Source organism: Microbacterium sp. P26, from assembly GCF_023712585.1.
GTDB classification, from domain to species: domain Bacteria; phylum Actinomycetota; class Actinomycetes; order Actinomycetales; family Microbacteriaceae; genus Microbacterium; species Microbacterium algihabitans_A.
In genome coordinates this window covers 306,821-320,296 of record NZ_JAMAXZ010000001.1, presented here as the reverse complement: position 1 = coordinate 320,296, position 13,476 = coordinate 306,821, and the positions used below count along the sequence as shown (strand labels likewise).

The following is a 13,476-nucleotide window of genomic DNA, read 5'->3' as shown; positions in this document are numbered from 1 at the left end:
TCATCCGGGGTCGCACAGACACCGCATCGCGGCCGCACGGGCGGTTCAAAGGCCCGCGGCGGTATCGTCGGCGGGTGACTGCGATCGCGTTCCTCATCGGCGTCGTCGTGCTCGTCGTCGGACTCGCCGTTTCGATCGCGCTGCACGAGATCGGACACCTGCTGCCTGCCAAGCTCTTCGGCGTGCGCGTGGGCCAGTACATGATCGGCTTCGGACCGACGCTGTGGTCCAAGCGCATCGGCGAGACCGAGTACGGCTTCAAGCTGCTTCCCCTGGGCGGATTCATCTCGATGGCGGGCATGTACCCGCCGGCCCCCGACGACGGCGCCCCAGAGAAGAAGCGCTCGCGCTTCTTCGCCACGATGGTGCAGGACGCCCGCGACGCGAACGCCGAGACGCTGATCGCGGCCGACGACCGCGTCTTCTACAAGCTGCCGGTCTACAAGCGCATCATCGTCATGCTCGGCGGACCGATCATGAACCTCATCCTGGCCTTCGTGCTCTCGTCCATCGCACTCAGCGGCATCGGCGTGGCCACGGCCACCACGACCGTCGCGGCGGTGTCGCAGTGCGTGATCCCGGCCAGCGACAACCGCACCGACTGCACCTCGACCGACCCCGTCGCCCCGGCCGCCGCCGCCGGCATCCAGCCCGGCGACAAGATCGTGTCGGTCGACGGGACCCCGGTGTCGACGTTCGCCGAAGCTGCGGCGATCATTCAGAAGTCGCCGGGCCAGGCGCTGTCGGTCGTCATCGACCGCGACGGCACCCAGCAGACGGTCAGCGTGACGCCGGCGCAGACCGACCGCGCCGTCACCGACGCGCAGGGCAAGGCCGTCACCGACGCATCCGGCGCGCCCGAGTACGAGACCCTCGGCTTCGCCGGGCTCACCGCTCAGCAGACTCTGGTTCCGCAGCCGATCTGGGCCGGCCCCGAGGCGACGATCCAGCAGGTGGGCAGCGTCGCGCAGATCATGACGCAGCTTCCGGTGCGCGTCTACGACACGGCCGTCGACCTGTTCACCGGCCAGCCGCGCGACCCCAACGGTCCGCTCAGCGTCGTCGGCGCCGGGCGCCTGGCCGGCGAGTTCGCCGCCATCGACGCGCCGATACTCGACCGCGTGGGGGCGATCATCGGTCTGCTCGCGGCGCTGAACATCGCTCTGTTCGTGTTCAACCTCATCCCGCTGCTGCCCCTCGACGGCGGTCACGTGGTCGTCGCGCTGTGGGACGGCATCAAGCGCTGGTTCGCGCGCGTGCGCGGCACGGTCGCCCGGCCGGTCGACGCGACCAAACTGGTGCCCCTGACCTTCGTGGTGGTCGTGCTGCTGGTCGGCATGGGCGGAGTGCTGTTCCTCGCCGACGTCTTCAACCCGGTGCAGCTGCTCTAGCGCTCCGCGCCGCGGGTGGCGGGGGCTTCGACGGGCTCAGCCACCTCAGGCCCAGCCACCTCGGCGCGGGGGCCGCGCCCGTCAGAGCGCGTGAGCGATGAGACGCTCGAGCGTGCGCATGCCGTCGCGCGACAGGATCGACTCCAGATGCCCCTGCACGCTCGCGAAGCCGGGGCCCCGCAGGGCGTAGACGTCGCCCGTCTCGGCATCCGCGGCGATGTCGACGCCCGGGGTCGCGGCATCCGTCGCCCGTGCCGTGAACGTGTTGTAAAACCCGATCGAGGCGGGCTCGCCGAACACGTCGACGCTCTTCTGCAAGCCCTGGTGGGGCTGCGCCAGCGGCGCGAGGTCGAGGCCGAGCCGGTCGGCGAGGATCTGGTGGCTGAGGCACACCGCGAGCAGCGGGGCGTCGTTCGTCAGCCGCCGCGAGACCACGTGGCGCATCGCGCTCATCCGCGCGCTGTCGTCGCGCGGGTCGCCGGGACCGGGGCCCGAGACGACGAGGTCGGCGCCGTCGACGTCGGCATCCGACGCCTCCGACCAGTGGACGATGCGGGTGTCGAGTCCGAGGTGGCGCAGCTGGTGCGCGAGCATCGTGGTGAAGCGGTCCTCGGCGTCGACCACGAGGGCGGTGCGACCGGCGAACGGGCCCGATCCGTCGGGGTCCTGCGGGTTCATCCAGAACGGCGCGAGACGTTCGTTGCGGGATGCCAGCAGCTCGGCGATCGCGGGATCCTCGGCCAGCGGCCGACGGGCGGCGGCCGGGGCGTCGGGGTCGGCGTCGGCGGGGGCCGCGGGAACGTCGCGGGGGATGGCGCCGATCGCTCCGAGCACGCCGGCGGCCTTGCCGTGGGTCTCGCCGACCTCGCCGTAGGGGTCGGAGTGGCGCACGAGGGTGGCTCCCACCGGCACGCGCAGGCGTCCGTCGACCAGATAGGCCGTGCGGATGAGGATCGGGGCGTCGAGGTCGTGTGTGGGCCCCTCGGCGTTGCCGTTCGGGGTGAACAGGGCGGCGACGCCGGAGTAGTACCCGCGCGGCGTCGTCTCGTGGCGGGCGATCACCGTGCACGCGTTCTGCATGGGCGAGCCGGTCACGGTGGGGGCGAACATCGTCTCGCGCAGGATGTCGCGCGGGTCGAGGTCGCTGCGGCCGCGCAGCATGTACTCGGTGTGGGTCAGGCGCGACATCTCCTTGAGGTGCGGGCCCGTGATGCGTCCGCCGTCGCTGCAGACGGCGCTCATCATCTTCAGTTCCTCGTCGACGACCATGAAGAGCTCTTCGGTCTCTTTGGTCGAGCGCAGGAACTCCGCGAGGGTCTCGGCGGTCGCCCCGCCGGCGGGGTGACGGAAGGTGCCCGAGATGGGGTTCATCGTGACGATGCCGTCCTTGGCGCTCACGTGCGCCTCGGGGCTCGCGCCCACGGCGATGTGCCCCTCGGTCACGACCGCGAAGGTCCAGTAGGCGCCCTTCTCGTGCTCGAGCAGCGCGCGGAACCACGTCAAGGCGGCCACGCGCGGGTCGACGTCGACCCCGGCCACGAAGTCGCGGCGGATCACGAAGTTCGCGCCCTCGCCGCGACCGATCTCGTCGGCGATCACCCGGCGCACGATGTCGGCGTAGTCCTCGTCGGCGATGTCGAAGCCGGCGTCGATGAGCGGCACGGGGGAGGAGGGCAGGGCGGTCATGGCCTCGGCGCGCGGCAGGGCCACCCGCTCGTCGATCACGAGGCACCGCAGCGGCGCGCCGTCCTCGTGGCAGACGAACCCGCGCTCGCGAACCTGGCGGTACGGCACGAGGGCGAGCACCTCGCGCGGCGCGCCCGAGGTGTCGATCAGCGGGATGTCGGCGAGCAGCTCGACATCGACGACATCGCCGGTGAGCACCTCGACCGACTCGCCGTCACGGGCGATGAGGGCGAAGGGGGCGGATCCCGCCGCGAGGTCGGCGAGCAGGGTGGAGGGGTCGGGCCCGGTCATCGAGGTACTTCCGTCTGTGATCGTGGGTCCAAAGCGGCCGCCGGAAACAACAAGACCGCCCGGATCTCCAGGGGAGGGGCGGTCTGCGCATGCGTGCTCACCGCCTAGACGGTGGGCCACCAAGACAGGGGTGCATGCATGGCGCCGAACCTACCACAGGGGGCTCTCGGCGGCGGTTCAGGCCCCGTGCGGTGCGGGCGGCGTAGGCTGAGCCCGTGCCTGCTGTGAACCTCGGAATGCCCCGCGTGCCGGAGACCCTCGCGCCTCGTCGCAAGACCCGTCAGATCCGGGTCGGCAAGGTGCTCGTCGGTGGCGACGCCCCCGTCAGCGTCCAGTCGATGACCACGACGCCCACCACCAACATCAACGCCACGCTGCAGCAGATCGCCGAGCTCACGGCATCCGGATGCGAGATCGTTCGCGTGGCGGTGCCGTCGCAGGACGATGCCGACGTGCTGCACATCATCGCCAAGAAGAGCCAGATCCCGGTCATCGCCGACATCCACTTCCAGCCGAAGTACGTGTTCCAGGCGATCGACGCCGGATGCGGCGCGGTGCGCGTGAACCCGGGCAACATCCGCAAGTTCGACGACCAGGTCGGCGCGATCGCCAAGGCCGCGAAAGACGCGGGCGTCTCTCTCCGCATCGGTGTCAACGCCGGCTCGCTCGACCGTCGCCTGCTCGAGAAGTACGGCAAGGCCACGCCCGAAGCCCTCGTCGAGAGTGCCGTGTGGGAGGCCTCGCTGTTCGAAGAGCACGACTTCCACGACTTCAAGATCTCGGTCAAGCACAACGACCCCGTCGTCATGGTGAAGGCCTACCGCATGCTCGCCGAGCGCGGCGACTGGCCCCTGCACCTTGGTGTGACCGAGGCCGGCCCCGCGTTCCAGGGCACGATCAAGAGCGCCACGGCCTTCGGCATCCTGCTGTCCGAGGGCATCGGCGACACGATCCGCGTCTCGCTGTCGGCCCCGCCAGCCGAAGAGGTCAAGGTCGGCCACCAGATCCTGCAGTCGCTGAACCTGCGCGAGCGCAAGCTCGAGATCGTCTCGTGCCCCTCGTGCGGTCGCGCTCAGGTCGACGTGTACACGCTCGCCGACGACGTGACCGAGGGCCTGAAGGACATGACCGTTCCGCTGCGCGTGGCGGTCATGGGCTGCGTCGTCAACGGACCCGGCGAGGCGCGCGACGCCGATCTGGGTGTGGCCTCCGGCAACGGCAAGGGCCAGATCTTCGTCAAGGGCGAGGTCGTCAAGACCGTTCCCGAGAGCGAGATCGTGGCGACCCTCATCGCCGAGGCGAACCGCCTCGCTGCCGAGATGGGTCCGGATGCCGCGACCGGCACGGCCCAGGTCATCACGGCCTGATTCACCTGGGCGCGACGCCCGGCCGCCGAACGCACCCGCGTCCGAGAGCGACCCCCGCGGTCCGATAGCGTCGGGATTCTCATGACCGAGACTCCCACCGCCTCCCTCGCCCGACCCCTCATCGCCGGGGTCGTCACCGCCCTGGTCGGTTTCACCAGCACCTTCGCCGTCGTGCTGACGGGTCTCCGCTCGGTGGGCGCCTCGCCCGCGCAGGCGGCGAGCGGTCTGCTCGCGATCACCCTCGTGGTCGGCATCGGCTGCGTGATCCTGGCATCGAGGTATCGCATCCCGATCACCGTGGCGTGGTCGACACCGGGTGTCGCGCTGCTCGCGGCCACCGGCGCGGTCGACGGCGGCTGGTCGGCCGTGGTGGGCGGCTTCTTCGTGTGCGCGGCGTTGATCCTGTGCACGGCGCTCTTCCCGCCGTTGGGGGCGCTCATCGCACGCATCCCGCCCTCGATCGCGCAGGCGATGCTCGCGGGGGTGCTGCTGCCGCTGTGCGTCGCGCCCTTCGTCGGCCTCGTCGACGACCCGTGGAGCGTCGCGCCGGTGCTCATCGTGTGGCTGATCGCCTCGCGGGTGCTTCCCCGGTGGGCCGTGCCGCTGGCGTTCGTGGCCGCGATCGTCGTGGTCGCGATCGAGCTGGCGCGCACGGGCGTGAACGCGGATGCCGCCTCTCTGCTGCCGCATCTGGAGTTCACCGCCCCGACCCTCACCCTCGGCGCCGTCGTGGGCATCGGGCTGCCCCTGTTCGTGGTGACGATGGCGTCGCAGAACGTCCCCGGCGTCGCGGTCATGCGCAGCCTCGGGTACACGATTCCGTGGCGCCCCGCGATGCTCGTCACCGGCCTCGGCTCGGCTGCGGCCGCCGGCTTCGGCGGGCACGTGATGAACCTCGGCGCGATCAGCGCGGCGATCGCCGCCGGCCCCGACGCGCACCCCGACCCGAAGAGGCGTTGGGTCGCCGGAGTGTCGGCCGGGGGCACCTATCTCGTGCTCGGCGCGCTGTCGGCGGCGTTCGCGGCGATCGTGCTGCTCGCCCCGGCGGGAGTCATCCCCGCGGTGGCAGGCGTGGCCCTCTTCGGCGCATTCGGCTCGGCCGTGCAGCAGGCCATCGACGACCCCGGCGAGCGGGTGCCGGCCGTGGTGACGTTCCTCGTCGCGGCATCCGGGATCGCCGTCTTCGGGGTCAGCGCGGCGTTCTGGGCCCTGCTGGCGGGGCTCGTGGTGCGCACCGTGCTGCACGTTGGCCGGCGTCGCGCCGTCTGACCTGGTTGACCACGTGCGGGTGGCCAATGTCGGAGGTGGGTGCGGGCTGCCGGGCCTCGCCGTTCGACGGTGAGACCCGGGTGCCCGGGGGAGGCGAGTCGTCGGGCCGTCATCCTTTCGTTATCGAAACCGCCGCGTCAGTCGTGAACCGATCGAAGGATCGTGGACATTACAGAGTGTGGATGACGACGACGCCGGGCTGTGGACCCGGGTGCGCCAAGGCGACGAGCTCGCGCTCGCCGCGCTGTTCGACCGATACGACGCGCGGCTGTTCCGACACGCGTCGCGCCTGCTGACCCATCGAGAGGACGCGAAAGACGCCGTGACCGTGGCGTTCTTCGAGCTGTGGCGCAAACGCGCCTCGGTGCGTCTGGTCGACGGGTCGCCCCTGCCGTGGCTGCTGACGACCGTCGCCCACTGCGCACGCAACCTCGAGCGCTCGAGCAGGAGATACCGCGCCCTGCTCGATCGCGCACCGGTCGCGGCGACCGAGACGTCGGGACACGACGACAGCGGGGTGCTCTCGGCTCTCAAGCGGTTGCCCGAGCGCGAACAGGCGGTCGTGGTGCTGTCGGTGCTCGAGGGCTACCCCGAGCGCGAGATCGCTCAGGCACTCGGCATTCCGGCCGGAACGGTGAAGTCGCGGTTGTCCCGCGCGAAGGCGAAGTTGCGCGACGAGCTCGCGCTGGAAGGGGTCCGGGCATGAACGACCAGCTGACACCCGACGAGCGCGCCGCCCTGCGCGCCCGCATCGTGGGTGGAGCCCGCGACATCAAGCCTGCGGGTGCCCATCGCGGCGCCTGGATCGCCGGATCCGTCGCGGCCCTGCTCGTGGTCGCACTCGCCGGGGGAGTGGCCGCGACGGCGACGCTCAGCGCACCGCCGGTCGCGAACACGCCGTCACCGAGCCCCACGGCCACCGTGTCGCCGGTGCCGACACCGACGGCCTCGCCGACTCCGACCCCGACGTCGACTCCACGCGCACCGATCGTGGCGTTCGGCGGGGACTGCGCTGCCGTTCTCACCGACGAGGAAGCGACCGAGTTCTCAGGCATCCCGATGCGCGCGATGTCCTTCCTGCCCGTATGGGACGAGAGGTGGTTGGGCGGGCTCGACTGCGAGTGGCGCGCCGCGGACGCCGATACCTACTGGGCGTTGAGCGTGACGGTCCTGCCGTGGGCGAGCGTTCCCGACGAGGTACGTGCGCAGTCGGGTGTCGTCCCCGCGTGCGAGGGTGGAGCGATTTGCGACTATTCGCAGCGCTTCGGCGATGCCTGGGTCGCCGTGGCCGCATCCGAGGCGTCGCCCCTCGTCGAGGTGGCGGACACGGTCGGTGCCCGGGCCTCCCAATCTCCCGGGGTGCCGACGTCGCTCGTTGCAAGCGCGTGGCAGCTGACCGACTGCGAGGCTCAACTCCGAAATGCCGTCGCAGCCGGACTCGGTCGCGACGATCTGCGTCCCATCGGCACCGACAACGTCCCCCACGGTCAGGTGTGGGACGTCCTCGTCGCCAACGGTTTTGCAGCGTGGTGCTCCTTCACCGCGGGACCCTACGAAGAGGTCGATGCGCCGAATTTGAGGGTCAGTCTGGCGGCGGGCGCCCAGGCGGACGCACGTGAGGTCAGTGCGTTCGGCGGCGTGCCCGTCTCGGTGACGGGCGCGGACGCCGCATGGTGGATCCCGGCCGCAGACGGACTCGGCGCGCGCGTCTTCGCGGCTGCTCCGGGAGGGATCGTCGAGGTAGAGGTCGGCAACCTCAGCCAGGAGCGTGCGTCAACCGTCACGGCCGAGATCCTCTTCGCGCTCGGATGACCCCCGGCATCCGTCCCTCCCGCGCTCCCGGCCTAGACTCGTCTCTCGTGGTCACCCGTCTGTCGAACTACTTCCTCCGCACGCTCCGCGAAGATCCCTCGGATGCCGAGGTCACGAGCCACCGCCTGCTCGTGCGCGCCGGGTACATCCGTCGCAACGCCCCGGGCATCTTCGCGTGGCTCCCTCTGGGTCTGAAGGTCAAGGCCAAGATCGAGGCCGTCGTCCGCGAGGAGATGGCGAACGCCGGAGCGTTCGAGGTGCACTTCCCGGCTCTGCTGCCCCGCGAGCCGTACGAGGTCACGGGTCGGTGGGAGGAGTACGGCGACGCGCTGTTCCGCCTGCAGGACCGCAAGGGCGCCGACTACCTGCTCGCGCCCACGCACGAGGAGATGTTCACGCTCCTGGTGAAGGACCTCTACTCGTCCTACAAGGACCTGCCGCTGACGATCTACCAGATCCAGGACAAGTACCGCGACGAGGCGCGTCCCCGCGCGGGCCTGCTGCGCGGCCGCGAGTTCACGATGAAGGACGCGTACTCGTTCGACGCGACGGATGCCGGTCTCGACGCCTCCTATCAGGCTCAGCGCGACGCCTACGAGCGCATCTTCACCCGCCTGGGTCTCGAGTACGTGATCGTGGCGGCCGACGCCGGCGCGATGGGCGGATCGAAGTCGGAGGAGTTCCTGCACCCGACCCCGATCGGCGAAGACACCTTCGTGCGCTCGGCCGGCGGCTACGCGGCGAACGTCGAGGCCTTCACGACCGTCGTCCCCGACGCGCTGCCGATCGAGGGGCAGCCCGAGGCCGTGGTCTTCGACTCGCCGAACACCCCGACGATCGCGACCCTCGTCGACCACTCCAACGCGCACCTCGACGCCCCGGCGCCCGGCATCGCCGGTCCCGCCACGGCCGAGGCCGCCGCGTGGACGGCCGCGCACACCCTCAAGAACGTCGTGCTCGCCCTCACGCACCTCGACGGCACGCGCGAGCTCGTCGTCGTGGGCCTGCCCGGCGACCGCGACGTCGACGACAAGCGCGTCGAGGTCGCCTTCGCCCCCGCCGAGGTCGAGGCGGCCACCGAAGAGGACTTCGCGAAGAACCCGCTGCTGGTCAAGGGCTACATCGGCCCCTGGTCGCCGACCGGCCCGGTGCTCGGTGAGGAGTCGGCGACGAACATCCGCTACGTGCTCGACCCCCGCGTGGTCGACGGCACCGCGTGGATCACGGGCGCCAACATCGACCAGAAGCACGTGCACTCGCTCGTCGCGGGCCGCGACTTCGTCGGCGACGGCTTCGTCGAGGTCTCGACCGTGCGCGCGGGCGACCCCGCCCCCGACGGCTCCGGCCCGGTGGAGCTGGCCCGCGGCATGGAGATCGGCCACGTGTTCCAGCTCGGCCGCAAGTACGCCGAGGCGCTGGGGCTGAAGGTGCTCGACGAGAACGGCAAGCTCGCCACCGTCACCATGGGCTCGTACGGCATCGGCGTCACCCGCATCCTCGCGATCATCGCCGAGCTGAACAACGACGACAAGGGCCTGATCTGGCCGGAGTCCGTCGCTCCGTTCGACGTGCACGTGGTCGCGACCGGTCGCGACGCCGTGGCGTTCGAGCTCGCGGCATCCGTCTCCGACCAGCTCGAGGCCGCCGGTCTCGACGTGCTCTACGACGACCGCCCCAAGGTGTCGCCCGGGGTCAAGTTCGGCGACGCCGAGCTCGTCGGTATCCCGCGCATCCTCATCGTCGGTCGCGGCGCAGCCGAGGGCCAGGTCGAGCTCTGGGACCGCCGCACGGGCGAGCGCGAGACGGTGTCGGTCGACGACGCCGTGGCGGCGCTCACGCGCTGAGCTTCCGTCCCGCCTACCATCGCGAGACTGCATCTCGCTGACAGAACCGTCGCATGTTGCAACGGACTTGCCAGCGAGATGCAGTCTCGCGGTCTTCGGGCGGTAAGTCGGGGGAGCGCGGGCCGGCGACGGTGGTCAAGAGACCCCGACAGGCGCGGACGACTCGGTAGCGTGGATGCCATGATCGCCGCACCCCGCTTGTCGCTGAGCGACGGCTCCACCATCCCGCAGCTCGGCGTCGGCACGTACAAGGTGCCCGCAGAGGTCACCGCCGGTCTCGTTGAGGGGGCGCTCGCCGCCGGGTACCGCCACATCGACACGGCTGCGCTCTACGGCAACGAGATGGAGGTCGGCCAGGGGCTGCGCGCCTCGGGCCTCGAGCGCGACGAGGTGTTCGTCACCACGAAGGTGTGGAACGACGACCAGGGGTTCGATGCGACGCTGCGGGCCTTCGACGCCAGCGCCGCGAAGCTCGGTCTCGACCGGGTCGACCTGTACCTCATCCACTGGCCGATCCCCAGCGCCGACCGCTACGTCGACACCTGGAAGGCGCTGCAGCGCCTGCAGCAGGAGGGACGGGCGACCTCGATCGGCGTCAGCAACTTCTCGGTCGTGCACCTCGAGCGCCTGCGCGACGAGACCGGACTGCTGCCGGCGGTGAACCAGGTCGAGTTGCACCCGCGCTTCCCGCAGAACGAACTGGTCGACTGGCACGTCGCGAACGGCATCGTGACCGAGTCGTGGGCGCCGCTCGCGCGCGGCGGCCTGCTCGACGAGCCGGTGCTCGCCCGCATCGCCGAGAAGTACGGCAAGACGCCGGCCCAGGTCGTCATCCGCTGGCACATCGATCGCGACCTCGTGGTGTTCCCGAAGTCGGTGTCGCTCGACCGCATCCGCGAGAACGGCGACGTCTTCGACTTCACGCTCGACGACGACGATCGCGCCCTCATCGCGACCCTCGACACGGGCGAGCGCACGGGCCGCAATCCCGACCTCGACTGAGCTCCGGTCAGGCGTCGAGCCGTGCGTACCGCGCGCGGAAGACCGTGAAGACGCCGTAGGCCAGGAATCCCACACCGACGAGGCAGGCGAGCACGGGACCGGCGGGCAAGGCTACGACGGCGGCGGTCGCTCCGTCGAGTCCGCCGGCCGTGTCGGGCTCGACGGTCACGGCGGCGACGACCACGAGCACCCCCACGATCAGCAGGGCCACGCCCTTCGTGACGAAGCCGACGACGCCGAGCACCGTGAGGGCGAAGCCGCCGGGGCCCGCGGGCGTGCGCACCTTGGAGTGGAACGACCGGCGCAGGCCCATCCACACGAAGCCGACGCCGACCGCGGCCACCGCGAGACCGACCGCGCCGAGCACGAATCCGCCGATCGGCCAGGTCAGCACGCCCTGGCTGAGGTCTTCGGCCGCCTGCTCCGCGCGCGGACGGGCGCCCAGGGCGACGGATGCCGACACCAGCCCGATCGCGACGAAGACGAGTCCCTGCGGGGCCTCGGTGAAGATCCGGCCGATCCGGCGCCACACCGAGAGGTGGCGCGGGGCGAACGCCTGCAGCAGGTGCCAGGCGCCGAGGGCCACGAGTCCGACGGCCAGCGCCCACAGCGCCGCCGCTCCGAGGGGCGCCGCGGCGACCGCGCGGAACGCCCCGGTCTGATCGCTGTCCTCCGTCGCGCCGAGGCCGACCGCGATCACCAGGCCGCCGATGAGCAGGTGCAGGATGCCGTTGGCCGCGTACCCCGCACGCGCGGCGATGCGGAACGCGGGGTTGGCCTCCGCGTCTCGGGCGGCGGCGCGGGCGGGGGTGGACACCTCTGCACCGTACGCGGTTCCGTACCCCACCCCGCGCCGGTTGCGCCGTCGGGGCGACGCCCGGACGGTTCGTTACCGACGCCGCCCGCGCACGGATAGCGCACGCGGCCGCCGCCCGGGTCGCCGCGCGCCGGTGCTTATCATTGCCTGATGCCCGCGACCCGCCGACCGCACCTGCGCCGGTGGAACGCCCTTCCCGCGCTCGTGCGCAACGCGCCGCCGCGGGTGCTGCTGCTGGTCGGGGCGATCGTGGTGGCGCTGGGCGTGCTCATCGTCTCGCGCCCGCTCACCTCCCTCGTGCTCCTCGGCATCTACGTCGGCGCGAGCGCCGTGGTCATGGGCATCGTCGAGCTCGTGGGGCGCCCCGCGGGGTGGTGGCAGCGCGCGGTCTCGGCCGCGTGGATCGTCGCCGGTCTCGCGGTGCTCGTCTGGCTCGGCCGCAGCCTCGAACTCCTCCCGCCCGTGCTCGCAGTGCTCCTGGTGATCGGTGGTCTCGCCTCGGTGGGGCGCGCGACCGGCGCGGGTCCCGCGAGCGCACGCATCCTCGCCCTCGCATGGGGCGTCGCGCAGATCGCGTTCGGGCTGCTGTCGTTCACGTGGCCCGACGTCACGGTGCTGGTGCTGGCGGTCGTCTTCGGTGTGCGCACGGTCGTGTTCGGCCTGGGCGTGTTCTGGCGCGGGGTCGTCGGCATCCGGCGTCCGCGACAGCGGCGGGAGCCCTTCGACGCGCAGCGCGCGGTGCGCCGACGGGTGATCCGTGCCCGCTGGGCCGCGGCCGGTCGCTACGCCCTGTCTCTCGTGCTCGTGGCGACGGCGGCGGGCGGATGGTGGCTCAACGACTGGCTCGACGCCGGCGCCCCGGTCGTCGACGCGTTCTACGACCCGCCCGCGCAGGTGCCGAGCGGGCACGGTCGTCTCATCCGCTCCGACGCCTACCTCGGCCGACTCCCCGAGAACGGCGACGTCTCGCGCATCCTGTACACCACACGCGATGCGCTCGATCGTCCGGCCGTGGCGAGCGCGCTCGTCATCGTGCCCAAGGATCCGCCCGCCGGCCCCCGACCCGTGATCGTGTGGAACCACGGAACCACCGGGGTGGCCCAGGGCTGCGCGCCGAGCCTGCGCGACGCCTCGGCGACGAAGTGGTCGATCCCGGCCCTCGAACAGGCGCTCAAAGCGGGGTGGGTGGTCGTGGCATCCGACTTCTCCGGCCAGGGCGCACCGGGTGCCTACCCCTACCTGATCGGCGAGGGTGAGGCCCGGTCATCGCTCGACGCGGTCCTCGCGACCGCCGAACTGCGCACCGACCTGACCCTCTCGCCCGACACCGTCGTGTGGGGGCACTCCCAGGGCGGTCACGCGGCACTGTGGACCACCGCGATCGCGAAGGACTACGCGCCCGGCCTCGACGTGCTCGGCACCGCGGTGGTCGCCCCCGTCGCCGATCCGCCCGCGCTCGCCGAGGAGCTGCTGTCGGGACCGCCCAACGCGATGCTGTCGGTCATCACGTCGTGGGTGCTGGTGCCCTATTCCGAGACGTACCCCGACGTGCGCCTCGACGACTACATCGCCGAAGGTTCGCGGTCGATCGTGCTCGAGATGACGCAGCGCTGCCCGAGCGAGCCCGGCGTGGTCGTGTCGGTTCTCGCCGCCCTCGGGGTATCGGAGGACAGGCCGCTCTACAGCGCCGACCTCACCGACGGGGCGCTCGGCGAGCGGCTGGCCGAGAACGCGATGACCGCCCCGTTGGGCACGCCCATGCTGGTGGCCTGGGGCGCCGACGACGAGGTGATCCCGCCGAAGCTGCAGCGCGACTACGTCGCCAAGCTCTGCGCCGAGGGTCAGGACGTGCGCTGGGCGACCTACGCGGGCTACGACCACCTGCGCCCGATCCTGCCCAAGTCGCGTTTCCTGCCCGTGCTCTACGACTGGACGAAGAAGCTCATCGAGCGCAAAGAACAGGTGATCGACGGCTGCGGCCTGCGCTGAGACGCGCC

10 protein-coding genes are annotated in these 13,476 nt (G+C 71.3%); 8 read left to right on the top strand and 2 right to left on the bottom strand.

Translation table 11 applies throughout. The features are described from left to right. The first annotated feature begins 74 nt into the window (after window positions 1-74). Entirely contained in the window at window positions 75-1,391 is a 1,317-nt protein-coding gene (locus M3667_RS01555) for a site-2 protease family protein (RefSeq protein WP_251504119.1), read from the top strand. An 81-nt stretch (window positions 1,392-1,472) separates the two neighbouring features. On the opposite strand, the gene M3667_RS01550 is transcribed toward M3667_RS01555, so the two are convergent. Then, on the bottom strand, window positions 1,473-3,368 hold the full coding sequence (locus tag M3667_RS01550; RefSeq protein ID WP_251504116.1) for an anthranilate synthase family protein: 1,896 nt from the start codon (window positions 3,366-3,368) through the stop codon (window positions 1,473-1,475). Between the two features lie 236 nt (window positions 3,369-3,604). Between M3667_RS01550 and ispG the strand changes: the two genes are divergently transcribed. The 6 genes from ispG to M3667_RS01520 all read left to right on the top strand — a co-directional run bounded on the left by ispG (window position 3,605) and on the right by M3667_RS01520 (window position 10,662). Then, window positions 3,605-4,735 carry a flavodoxin-dependent (E)-4-hydroxy-3-methylbut-2-enyl-diphosphate synthase gene (gene ispG / locus M3667_RS01545; RefSeq protein ID WP_144831737.1) on the top strand — a complete coding sequence of 377 codons (1,131 nt, stop codon included), beginning with the start codon at window positions 3,605-3,607 and terminating at the stop codon, window positions 4,733-4,735. A gap of 81 nt (window positions 4,736-4,816) precedes the next feature. Continuing rightward, window positions 4,817-6,004, top strand: coding sequence for a benzoate/H(+) symporter BenE family transporter (locus M3667_RS01540; RefSeq protein ID WP_251504113.1), 1,188 nt, complete (start codon window positions 4,817-4,819; stop codon window positions 6,002-6,004). Window positions 6,005-6,182: 178 nt separating this feature from the next. Then, window positions 6,183-6,710, top strand: a complete 528-nt coding sequence (locus M3667_RS01535; protein WP_251504110.1) for a sigma-70 family RNA polymerase sigma factor — start codon at window positions 6,183-6,185, stop codon at window positions 6,708-6,710. Beyond that, entirely contained in the window at window positions 6,707-7,816 is a 1,110-nt protein-coding gene (locus M3667_RS01530; protein ID WP_251504107.1) for a hypothetical protein, read from the top strand. The genes M3667_RS01535 and M3667_RS01530 overlap by 4 nt, the downstream gene beginning before the upstream one ends. 47 nt (window positions 7,817-7,863) lie before the next feature. Beyond that, window positions 7,864-9,660, top strand: coding sequence for a proline--tRNA ligase (locus M3667_RS01525; RefSeq protein ID WP_251504104.1), 1,797 nt, complete (start codon window positions 7,864-7,866; stop codon window positions 9,658-9,660). Between the two features lie 180 nt (window positions 9,661-9,840). Further along, window positions 9,841-10,662 (top strand): aldo/keto reductase, encoded by an 822-nt coding sequence (locus M3667_RS01520; RefSeq protein WP_251504101.1) that lies wholly within the window; start codon window positions 9,841-9,843, stop codon window positions 10,660-10,662. A 7-nt stretch (window positions 10,663-10,669) separates the two neighbouring features. On the opposite strand, the gene M3667_RS16930 is transcribed toward M3667_RS01520, so the two are convergent. Next, entirely contained in the window at window positions 10,670-11,479 is an 810-nt protein-coding gene (locus M3667_RS16930) for a DUF1206 domain-containing protein (RefSeq protein ID WP_251504098.1), read from the bottom strand. Window positions 11,480-11,629: 150 nt separating this feature from the next. On the opposite strand from M3667_RS16930, the gene M3667_RS01510 reads away from it, so the two are divergent. Then, complete coding sequence (locus M3667_RS01510; protein WP_251504095.1) at window positions 11,630-13,468, top strand: lipase family protein; 1,839 nt, start codon at window positions 11,630-11,632, stop codon at window positions 13,466-13,468. The last annotated feature ends 8 nt before the right edge of the window (window positions 13,469-13,476 follow it).

What these genes read in the sequence shown, in the direction of transcription:
- M3667_RS01550 (WP_251504116.1), bottom strand. Translation starts at nt 3,368, where the DNA reads ATGACCGGGCCCGACCCCTCCACCCTGCTCGCCGACCTCGCGGCGGGA.
- ispG (WP_144831737.1), top strand. Translation starts at nt 3,605, where the DNA reads ATGCCCCGCGTGCCGGAGACCCTCGCGCCTCGTCGCAAGACCCGTCAG.
- M3667_RS01540 (WP_251504113.1), top strand. Translation starts at nt 4,817, where the DNA reads ATGACCGAGACTCCCACCGCCTCCCTCGCCCGACCCCTCATCGCCGGG.
- M3667_RS01530 (WP_251504107.1), top strand. Translation starts at nt 6,707, where the DNA reads ATGAACGACCAGCTGACACCCGACGAGCGCGCCGCCCTGCGCGCCCGC.
- M3667_RS01520 (WP_251504101.1), top strand. Translation starts at nt 9,841, where the DNA reads ATGATCGCCGCACCCCGCTTGTCGCTGAGCGACGGCTCCACCATCCCG.
- M3667_RS01510 (WP_251504095.1), top strand. Translation starts at nt 11,630, where the DNA reads ATGCCCGCGACCCGCCGACCGCACCTGCGCCGGTGGAACGCCCTTCCC.